This window comes from Porticoccaceae bacterium LTM1 (assembly GCA_030252795.1).
Classification (GTDB): domain Bacteria; phylum Pseudomonadota; class Gammaproteobacteria; order Pseudomonadales; family Porticoccaceae; genus SCSIO-12696.
On record CP127080.1, the window covers coordinates 617,619 to 627,500 of the forward strand.

Consider the following 9,882-nt stretch of genomic DNA (forward strand, 5'->3'; position numbering starts at 1 on the left):
CAGTCGTGCAGTAAAAGAAGTCCAAGAGAGAGACATGGCTACTAAATTGTTGAAGAAGCTGTTCGGCAGCAAAAATGATCGTGAACTGCGTCGCATGGGCAAACTGGTCGATAAGGTCAATGCACGTGAAGATGAATACCGGGCGCTATCTGACGAAGCGCTGCTGGCCAAAACCGATGAGTTCAAGCAGCGCCTGGAAGCCGGTGAATCTCTGGATCAACTGTTGCCGGAAGCCTTTGCCGCGGTACGTGAGGCAGCTGACCGCTCTCTAGGAATGCGCCATTTTGATGTACAGATGATTGGTGGTATCACCCTTCACGAAGGCAACATCGCCGAGATGAAAACCGGTGAAGGTAAAACCTTGATGGCGACTTTGCCGGCATACCTGAATGCGCTTACCGGTGGCGGCGTTCATATCATTACCGTCAACGATTACCTCGCCAGTCGAGATGCCGAGTGGATGCGCCCGGTCTATGAAAAGCTGGGCTTGACCGTAGGTGTAATTCTCTCCAGCCAGATGCCGTTTGAAAAACAGGGCAACTATGAGGCTGATATCACTTACGGTACCAACAATGAATTTGGCTTCGATTATCTGCGCGACAATATGGCGCTGCGGAAAGAAGACCGTGTTCAGCGCGGCCTGTCCTTTGCAGTAGTGGATGAGGTGGACTCGATCCTGATTGACGAGGCCCGTACCCCACTGATTATTTCCGGTGCTGCCAGTGACAGCTCGGAAACCTACAAACGCATAAATGGTCTGGTGCAGGTGCTGAAAGCCCGCCCTCATCCGGATAAATTGCGCAACGAAAAAATCCAGCACACCAAGGTTCTGTTGAAGCGCGATGGCGGAGAGCCGGAATTGGTGGGAACCGGTGCAGCACTGTCACTGGCAGCTGAGCAGGGCAAAGATCTGGTTCTTGTAGAAGAAGGTAAGCAGCCACTTTGCGAATTACTGCCGACTGGCGATTTTGCCGTTGATGAGAAGTCCCGTTCGGTTGAACTGACTGAGCAGGGCCACGAAAAAATCGAAGACCTGCTGATTAATGAAGGCCTGCTGCAGCCTGAAGAGAACCTTTACCAATCAACAAACCTGAACCTGTTGCACCACGTTCACGCGGCACTTAAAGCTCACAATCTGTTCCGCCGCGATGTTGATTACATTATCGAGAACGGCAGTGTTGTGCTGATTGATGAGCACACTGGTCGGAAACTGGCTGGCCGTCGCCTGTCTGAAGGTCTGCACCAGGCCATCGAAGCAATGGAAGGTGTTCGTATTCAGCAGGAGAGCCAGACCCTGGCATCTACCACATTCCAGAACTACTTCCGCCTTTACGGCAAACTATCTGGAATGACTGGTACGGCTGACACAGAAGCTTACGAATTCCACCAGATTTACGGACTGAGCGTAGTAGTTATTCCGCCTAACCGCAAGATCCAGCGTCAGGACCTGAATGACCTGGTTTACCTGAGCCAGCAAGAGAAGTACCAGGCGGTTATTGAGGATATTCGTCACTGCATCGAAAAAAATGCGCCGGTTCTGGTGGGTACCGCTTCTATCGAAACCTCCGAGCTGCTGTCCCTGTTGCTCAATCAGGCCAAAATTCCTCACCAGGTGTTGAACGCCAAGTTCCACGAAATGGAAGCACAAATTATTGCCCAGGCCGGTCGTCCGGGTACCGTTACCATCGCAACCAATATGGCCGGTCGCGGTACTGATATTGTGTTGGGTGGCAGCTGGGAAGCGGAAATCAACGCGCTGGAAAATCCATCTGAAGAGCAGGTTGCCAAGATCAAGGCTGACTGGAAAGAGCGTCACCAGACGGTTCTGGAAGCCGGCGGTTTACATATCATCGGTACCGAGCGTCACGAATCACGCCGTATTGATAACCAGCTGCGCGGTCGCGCCGGTCGTCAGGGTGACCCCGGTATGTCGCGTTTCTACCTGTCGCTGGAAGATCCGTTGATGCGTCTGTTTGCCTCTGATCGGGTGAAAAACATGATGCGTGCCCTTGGTATGAAAGAGGGTGAAGCGATTGAGCATCGTATGGTGTCCAACGCCATCGAAAAAGCCCAGCGCAAGGTGGAAGGCCGTAACTTTGATATTCGTAAACACCTGCTGGAGTTTGACGATGTTGCCAACGATCAACGTCAGGCGATTTACGAGCAGCGTAACCACCTGCTGGAGTCAGACGATATTTCCGGCATCATCGACAATATTCGCAATGATGTGGTGGCAAATATGTTTGGCGGTTATATCCCGCCGGAGAGCCTCGAGGAGCAGTGGGATGTCGAAGGGCTTGAGGAAGCCCTGAAAGTCGAGTTTGGCCTGAAACTGCCGCTGCAAACCTGGCTGGATGAGGATAATCGTCTCAATGAGCAGGGCCTGTTGAAGCGTGTTCAGGAAGAGATGACGACCACCTATAAAGCCAAGTGCGAACAGGTTGGTCCGGAAATGCGAATGGTCGAGAAACAGATCATGTTGCAAGTACTGGATCAGCTCTGGAAAGAGCACCTGGCCAGCATGGACCACCTCCGCCAGGGCGTGAATCTGCGTGCCTATGCCCAGAAGAACCCCAAGCAGGAGTACAAGCGTGAGTCCTTTGAGCTGTTCCAGGAACTGCTCAATAACGTCAAGTTTGAAACGGTCCGCTTCCTGGCTCGTGTACAAATTGCCCAACCGGATGAAGCTGAACAGTTAGAGCGCCGTCGCCTGGAAGAACAGCAGCGTCAGCAGATGCAGTTCCAGCACGCAGAGGCTTCAGCTATTGAAGAGCCGCAACCACAGGCGCAGTTGCCACAAGATATTGGCCGCAACGATCCATGCCCCTGTGGATCGGGTAAAAAGTTCAAACAGTGTCACGGCAAACTGGAAACTGCTGCCGCAGAGCCATTTGTGCGTGACTTTCCCAAAGTAGGTCGCAATGATGACTGCCCTTGCGGATCAGGTAAAAAGTATAAGCAGTGTCACGGACGGCTTGGCTAAAATCATTGTTAATATCGTCATTGCGAGCGTAATGGTTAAACGGAAATAATGGGCTCGTCATCGCGAGCGAAGCGCGGCGATCCGGTGTCTCTTTGCGAACCGACACTGGATTGCCGCGTCGCTTAGCTCCTCGCAATGACGAATCCAAAACGTATTTCTGTAGGAGCGACTTCAGTCGCGAACATAATTTAGACGTGCCCTTTATCAAGGATTAAAAAATATATGGCCGTAGGCAAAGACACTTTCCCTGTAATGCACCCCGTAGCTGGCTTCAAATTGGGTACCGCCTCCGCCGGTATTAAAAAGCCGGGACGAAAGGATCTGGTGTTAATGGAGGCAGCTCCAGGTAGTACAGTCGCAGGAGTTTTTACCCTCAACGCCTTTTGCGCGGCTCCCGTACAAGTTGCCAAAGCCCATCTTGCTGACAGCTCGCCACGCTACCTGATTACCAATACCGGAAATGCCAATGCAGGAACTGGTCAACAAGGGCTGGATAACGCCAACACGGTGTGTCGGGCCTTGGCGGCAGAAGTTGGTGTATCCAGTGCAGAAATTTTGCCTTTTTCAACAGGTGTAATTGGCGAACCCCTGCCAGTCGATAAAATTCTGGCAGCCCTGCCATCTACGGTTCAAGCGCTTAGCGAAGAGGGTTGGTCGGACGCGGCCGTTGGTATTATGACCACCGATACTCGTCCCAAAGGTACTTCAAAACAGATTGATATCGACGGAAACACTGTAACTATTACCGGAATCTCCAAGGGCTCCGGCATGATCAAGCCCAATATGGCAACCATGCTGGGATACATCGCCACGGATGCGGCTATTGAGCAGGAGCAATTACAGACTCTGATCAGCGCCTGCGCAGATAAGTCGTTTAACCGAATTACGGTTGATGGGGATACCTCTACCAACGATTCTGTTGTTCTGGTCGCTACCGGGCAGTCCGGAGTCACCATTGCACCGCAATCATCAGGTTATACGCAGTTTGTAGAGGCCCTTGAACAAGTCGCCAGTGAACTCGCGCAAGCCATTGTTCGCGACGGAGAGGGAGCTACCAAGTTCGTTACCGTTCAGGTAAGCGGTGGCGCAACACGTCAAGAGAGTCTGGCAGCGGCATTTACTGTTGCCGAGTCGCCATTAGTGAAAACAGCCTTGTTTGCTTCGGATCCGAACTGGGGGCGTATACTGGCGGCGGTTGGCCGTGCCGGAATCGATGATCTCAATGTAGAAACGGTGACGGTTCACCTGGGAGATGTTTTACTTGCCGAAAAAGGTGGGCGAGCTGCCAGTTATACCGAAGAAGCCGGTCAGGGAGTGATGGATCGCGAAGAAATTGAGATTCGTATTGACCTGGGAAGAGGTGAGTATCAGGAGACAGTCTGGACCACAGACCTCTCCTACGATTATGTGAAGATCAACGCTGAGTATCGCACCTAACTATGTCATTCTGAGTCGAGCTTCTGTCATTCTGAGTGGAGCGAAGAATCCCCAGTTCTGCCAAGGCTCAGAGATCCTTCGCTGTGCTCAGGATGACAAAGGAAAAGTGAGCAGGATGGCAGGGAACAGGATCGCAGGGAACAGGATCGCAGGGAACAGGATCGCAGGGAACAGTGGGGTAGCATCTGTCATTCTAGGTTCAGTTTCTGTCATTCTGAGTTCAGTTTCAGTCATTCTGAGTGAAACGAAGAATCTCAAAAGGTAAAACAACATAACAATGAAACGCATTCACGTAGTAGCCGGAATAATCTATGGCCAGGATGGCCGACTGCTAATAGCCAAACGTCCGGATCATCTCCATAAAGGTGGTCTTTGGGAGTTTCCCGGTGGCAAGGTGGATGAGGGGGAATCAGCTCGCGAAGCGTTGGTTCGTGAGCTGCGCGAAGAGCTGGCAATAGATGTTGTCCATTGCCGTCCCTTTACCGAAATCCATCACGACTACCCCGATAAACAGGTATTTCTCGACTTCTGGAAAGTCACCACATTTAATGGCCAGCCTCATGGTAATGAGGGGCAGCCAACTAAGTGGGTAACACTGAATCAGCTGTGTGGCTACGACTTTCCTGAGGCCAATGAACCGGTTGTAACCAAGCTGGTTGATGAAGCCAAGTCCAGACCGAAATCCATGCAGAAGTTAGCAGTTATTCATAAAGGATATTTGTGGGCTATGGCTATGGCTTTGCTGTTAGCAGCAGCTTATTACTTTATGGATGATACAAGGGGAATGTCAGAGCAGCAGAAATATAACTATTGGTGGCTGGAAGGCATTACTCCGGAACCGTCGAAGTTACTGGCAGATCAATACACACTGGGTGTCTTGGAGGCGGCATGTGCTGGCGTAATTCCACCGACAGAAAGCAGGTTCCCATCCTTGGTGGATAAGGTGGACGGATTTCTTTCGAAGGTGCAGAGCCTCAATATATCCTATGCCTGTGAAGCAGCTCACTACAAACGGGAAATGGCACTACTCAAAAAAGAATTAGAGGAATAAGGCACTCCGGAATTCCCAAACGTGTCATCCTGAGCGTAGCGAAGGATCTCGTACTCACCGACCATTGAGATCCTTCGCTACGCTCAGGATGACATAGGGGCCTCAGGATGACATAGGAGCCTCAGGGCGATCTGGGAATCACCGTAGCCGGAACCTATCAGTGCCTTATACTTTCAGCTTCTTCCAATAATTCCGGATCAAGCACAGGCTCCCCCGGAATACTGTTTGTCTCATTTGCCCAATCACCAAAATCAATCTGTTTGCAACGCGCAGAACAGAATGGGCGATGAGGGAATTGATCACTCCACTCAATGGTTTTCTTGCAGGTGGGGCAGCTCAATTCAAGCGGTTTTTTCTTCAATTCTGACATATACAACACTTACGTAATTTCGTGACTTTTAGATCCAGACTCTGGGTCGCCGCGCTTCGCTCGCGATGACGGCATATTAATTAATCCCTCGTCATTGCGAGGAGCAGAGCGACGCGGCAATCCAGTGACTTTGCATCCTTGGCTATCAAGCAGGCTGCGCCGCCATCTCCAGATACTTCTGATGAAGCGCCTCAATCTGTTCCTTCAGGTCATCCATTGAGCCACTATTATCAATAATATCGTCCGCCAGCTCCTGGCGTTTAGCTCGTGGCATCTGGTTTGCCATAATCGCTTTTACCTGGCTCTCGGAATTTGCATCCCGCGACATGGTGCGCTCAACTTGTAACTCTTCAGGGATGTCTACTACCACGACCCGATCTGCCAATCGATACTGATCTGTTTCCAGTAACAGCGGAGATGAAAGGATCACATAGGGAGTTTGAGCTGACTCAAGGCGATTCTGCAGCCATTCCCTGATTAACGGATGTAGCAACCCTTCCAGCCACATGCGCTTATCCGGATCAGAAAATACCAGGGCTCGAAGCGCACGACGGTTCAGGTCTCCACTGGGTAGCAGAACTCCAGCACCAAAATGCTCTACGATCTCCTCGTAAGCAGGAGTGCCTTGTTCTACAACTCTGCGAGACGCGACATCAGCATCGACAATCTCAATGCCCAGATCCTGAAAAATATGCGTAGCAGCATTTTTGCCACTACCAATACCACCAGTAATGCCTACAACAAACATAGCGATATGATCCTTGTTATTGAGTGGATTACAGTGACTCTTATTATGCACAATACCAAGCCAATGCGAAGGGCGATGTGATGTATTGACCGAAGTATGAGTGGAAGCGGCGCTCGAATAAACGCTTATTACCTAGAGCAATCTTTTCGTCGTCATCCCCGCGGAGGCGGGGATCCATTTGCACTAATATGGATTCCCGCTTGCGCGGGAATGACGGCATGGAGGGGCTGAGCCAAGCCCGCCGCAGGCGCACTCCAGACCTTCGGGGGCGAAATCCCAACAACCCCGACTAAGGCAAATACCAATTCATAATATCCTGACCCCACAGCAAGGCAATCCACCCCGCCGCAGCCAGATAAGGCCCAAAAGCAATAGGAATCTGCCGATCACGCCCCATAGTGGCAATCAGCGTAATCCCCACCACAGCACCCACCACAGACGCCAGCAAAATGATCATCGGCAAAAATTGCCAACCCATCCAGGCGCCCAATGCTGCCAGCAGCTTAAAGTCGCCATGACCCATACCTTCCTTGCCGGTAATCCACTTGAATACCCAATACACACTCCACAGAGACAGGTAGCCAGCGGCCGCGCCAATTACAGCTTCACTGAGCGGAACAAATGTACCATCCAGGTTGATCAGTAACCCCAGCCACAGCAGCGGCAGGGTAATATTGTCTGGCAGCAGCTTATGGCCAAAATCAATGCCGGTCAGGCAGATCAGTGCCCACGAAAACAGCGCCACAAACAGCGCCTTTTCGGTAAAGCCAAAATGGAAAACGACCACACCGGTAATCAGGCCGCAAATAAGTTCAATCAGTGGGTACTGGATGGAGATTTTGGTTGAACAGCTACCACAGCGCCCACGCAATAACAGGTAGCTCAGTACCGGTATATTGTGCCAGGGCTTGATGGCAACCCCACAGGAAGGGCAGTGTGAAGCAGGAAAAGCAAGGCCGATTTTATGATTGTCCGGCTCTGGCTCCATTCCCAAAAAGTCGCGGGATTGCTGTTTCCAGTCCCTCTCCAGTACCAGTGGGAGACGGTAAATAACAACATTCAAAAAACTGCCGATAATCAGTCCGAGTAATACGGCAGCGCCCACCACAAGGGTGGGCGCAGTCATTAAATCTTGGGGCATAAGGTATTTCCTTGATTATTATTCTTAGCCAACAACTTGACCGAGGTTGAAGATTGGCAGGTACATGGCAATCAAGAGGCTGCCAACCAGTCCACCAATAACGACCATGATTAACGGTTCCAGGAGGGCGGTTAAGTTATCAACGGCATTATCAACGGACTCTTCATAGTGAACTGCTGCCTTTTCAAGCATCTCGTCCAGGGCGCCGGACTCTTCACCAATGGAAGTCATCTGTAGCAGCATTACTGGAAACAGCCCTGTATTACGCAAAGACTGGTGCAGTTGGATACCGGTGGTTACTTCATCGCGAACTTTGATAATGCCGTCCCTATAAACAGCATTGCCAGCTGCCCCCGCGACAGAACTTAGTGCATCAACAAGCGGAACACCGGCTGCGAAAGTTGTAGATAATGTTCTGGCAAACCGGGCAATAATACCTTCATACAGGATTTTTCCTACAACTGGTATTTTGAGAGATGCGCGGTCGATAGTGTCCGAGAATTTCTGGGAGCGCAGGCGGGCCTCTTTGAAGGCTACTCCAATTGCAATGATAACAGCTAGCCAAAGTAGCCAGTACTTTTGAGCAACTTCAGAAATACCTAGTACAAATAACGTGTATGCAGGAAGGTCTGCACCAAACCCCTGGAAAGTTTGAGCGAAAACAGGAATAACTTTAACCAGCAAAATACCAGTAACTAATACAGCAACCGCCAAAATGGCGGCCGGGTATACCATAGCTTTGCGAACTTTGGCTTTGAGGGATTCCAGCTTCTCTTTATAGGTAGCGATGCGGTCGAGCATCGTTTCCAGGGAGCCGGATTGTTCGCCGGAATCTACCAGGCTGCAAAAAAGGTCGTCAAAGTATCGTGGGTGTTTCTTAAGTGATGTAGCTAATCCAGAGCCGGCAGCCACATCATCTCTAATCGTTTCTATAAGTTCTCTGAGGGACTCCTTCTCAACACCCTCAGATACGATGTCAAAACTTTGTACCAGAGGAACACCAGCTTTCATCATGGTGGCCATTTGCCGGGTGAAAATGGCAATATCTTGTGGCTTTATTGGTTTTTTTCCACCACCAAATAGGGGTTTGGGCTTCTTTTTGACTGAAGCTGCAGTTACCCCCTGCTTTCGCAATTGTGCTTTGACAATATTAGGGTTGGAGCCCTTTATTTCACCCTTAACGGGTTTTCCCTGTTTGTCTTTACCCTTGTAGATAAAAACTTCTGCCTGTGCTGCTGCCATAATTGACCCCTGACGGCTTCTCTATTTGTTATTGCCAGTATGTCTATAGTTTTAGTCGCTAGTGACGCGATTTGCCTCTTCGAGGCTGATTATACCCGCCGCTGCCTTGCGAAGTGCGGACTGGCGCAAGGTTCTGAATCCTTCCTCTTTGGCCTTTTCGGCAATCTGCAGTGAGTTTCCACCCTCCATAATGAGTCGAGCAATGGATGGTGATACCTTCAGTACCTCATATATCCCCGAGCGTCCTTTGTAGCCTTTGCTGCATTTGGAGCACCCGACTGGGTGGTACAAGGTGATTTCTTTGCGGGGAATACCAATATCATCAAATCCTTCTTCACTGAGTACCTTATCAGGAATGTCATCTGCCGGCTTGCGGCAATGGCTGCACAATCGCCGTGCCAGTCGTTGGGCAATAATCAGGTTAACTGATGTGGCTACGTTGAAAGAGGGAACGCCCATATTCAAAAGTCGGGTCAATGTCTCTGGTGCGCTATTTGTGTGCAAGGTTGATAGCACCATGTGGCCTGTCTGTGCGGCTTTGATGGCAATCTCTGCAGTTTCAAGGTCACGAATCTCACCCACCATGATTACATCGGGGTCCTGACGCAGGAAGGCCCGCAACGCATTGGCAAAGGTCAGGTTTACCTTGGTGTTGATCTGGACCTGGTTAATCCCATCCATATTGATCTCGATGGGATCTTCCGCTGTGGAGATGTTTCGCTCCGGAGTATTGAGTATCCCCAGGCCGGTATACAGCGATACCGTTTTACCGCTACCGGTAGGTCCTGTTACCAGAATCATGCCCTGGTGTTTTTCCAGTGTCTCCAAATAGGCTTCTTTCTGGTCCACTTCATAGCCCAGTGCATCAATACCCATCTTGGCGCTGTTGGAGTCCAGGATCCGCAGTACA

General features: G+C 50.6%; 8 protein-coding genes (1 of these 8 cut by a window edge). 3 read left to right on the top strand and 5 right to left on the bottom strand.

Annotated elements, in window-relative coordinates; genetic code table 11:
- Positions 1–34: 34 nt before the first annotated feature.
- The 3 genes from secA (at position 35) to mutT (ending at position 5,471) form a co-directional block, all read left to right on the top strand.
- Positions 35–2,983 carry a preprotein translocase subunit SecA gene (secA, locus tag QP938_02855; protein WIO74863.1) on the top strand — a complete coding sequence of 983 codons (2,949 nt, stop codon included), beginning with the start codon at positions 35–37 and terminating at the stop codon, positions 2,981–2,983.
- Positions 2,984–3,205: 222 nt separating this feature from the next.
- On the top strand, positions 3,206–4,420 hold the full coding sequence (gene argJ, locus QP938_02860; protein WIO74864.1) for a bifunctional glutamate N-acetyltransferase/amino-acid acetyltransferase ArgJ: 1,215 nt from the start codon (positions 3,206–3,208) through the stop codon (positions 4,418–4,420).
- A gap of 277 nt (positions 4,421–4,697) precedes the next feature.
- Complete coding sequence (gene mutT, locus QP938_02865) at positions 4,698–5,471, top strand: 8-oxo-dGTP diphosphatase MutT (GenBank protein WIO74865.1); 774 nt, start codon at positions 4,698–4,700, stop codon at positions 5,469–5,471.
- Between the two features lie 157 nt (positions 5,472–5,628).
- On the opposite strand, the gene QP938_02870 is transcribed toward mutT, so the two are convergent.
- The 5 genes from QP938_02870 to pilB all read right to left on the bottom strand — a co-directional run.
- On the bottom strand, positions 5,629–5,841 hold the full coding sequence (locus QP938_02870) for a DNA gyrase inhibitor YacG (GenBank protein WIO74866.1): 213 nt from the start codon (positions 5,839–5,841) through the stop codon (positions 5,629–5,631).
- Between the two features lie 145 nt (positions 5,842–5,986).
- Positions 5,987–6,589 (bottom strand): dephospho-CoA kinase, encoded by a 603-nt coding sequence (gene coaE / locus QP938_02875; protein WIO74867.1) that lies wholly within the window; start codon positions 6,587–6,589, stop codon positions 5,987–5,989.
- 289 nt (positions 6,590–6,878) lie between these two features.
- Positions 6,879–7,730 carry an A24 family peptidase gene (locus QP938_02880; protein WIO74868.1) on the bottom strand — a complete coding sequence of 284 codons (852 nt, stop codon included), beginning with the start codon at positions 7,728–7,730 and terminating at the stop codon, positions 6,879–6,881.
- A gap of 24 nt (positions 7,731–7,754) precedes the next feature.
- Positions 7,755–8,972 carry a type II secretion system F family protein gene (locus tag QP938_02885; GenBank protein WIO74869.1) on the bottom strand — a complete coding sequence of 406 codons (1,218 nt, stop codon included), beginning with the start codon at positions 8,970–8,972 and terminating at the stop codon, positions 7,755–7,757.
- A gap of 51 nt (positions 8,973–9,023) precedes the next feature.
- Positions 9,024–9,882: the end of a type IV-A pilus assembly ATPase PilB gene (gene pilB / locus QP938_02890; protein WIO74870.1), read on the bottom strand. 866 nt of this gene lie beyond the right edge of the window; the window shows 859 of its 1,725 coding nt (coding positions 867–1,725); its start codon lies off the right edge, out of view; the stop codon is at positions 9,024–9,026.

What these genes read in the sequence shown, in the direction of transcription:
- secA (WIO74863.1), top strand. Translation starts at nt 35, where the DNA reads ATGGCTACTAAATTGTTGAAGAAGCTGTTCGGCAGCAAAAATGATCGT.
- argJ (WIO74864.1), top strand. Translation starts at nt 3,206, where the DNA reads ATGGCCGTAGGCAAAGACACTTTCCCTGTAATGCACCCCGTAGCTGGC.
- mutT (WIO74865.1), top strand. Translation starts at nt 4,698, where the DNA reads ATGAAACGCATTCACGTAGTAGCCGGAATAATCTATGGCCAGGATGGC.
- QP938_02870 (WIO74866.1), bottom strand. Translation starts at nt 5,841, where the DNA reads ATGTCAGAATTGAAGAAAAAACCGCTTGAATTGAGCTGCCCCACCTGC.
- coaE (WIO74867.1), bottom strand. Translation starts at nt 6,589, where the DNA reads ATGTTTGTTGTAGGCATTACTGGTGGTATTGGTAGTGGCAAAAATGCT.
- QP938_02880 (WIO74868.1), bottom strand. Translation starts at nt 7,730, where the DNA reads ATGCCCCAAGATTTAATGACTGCGCCCACCCTTGTGGTGGGCGCTGCC.
- QP938_02885 (WIO74869.1), bottom strand. Translation starts at nt 8,972, where the DNA reads ATGGCAGCAGCACAGGCAGAAGTTTTTATCTACAAGGGTAAAGACAAA.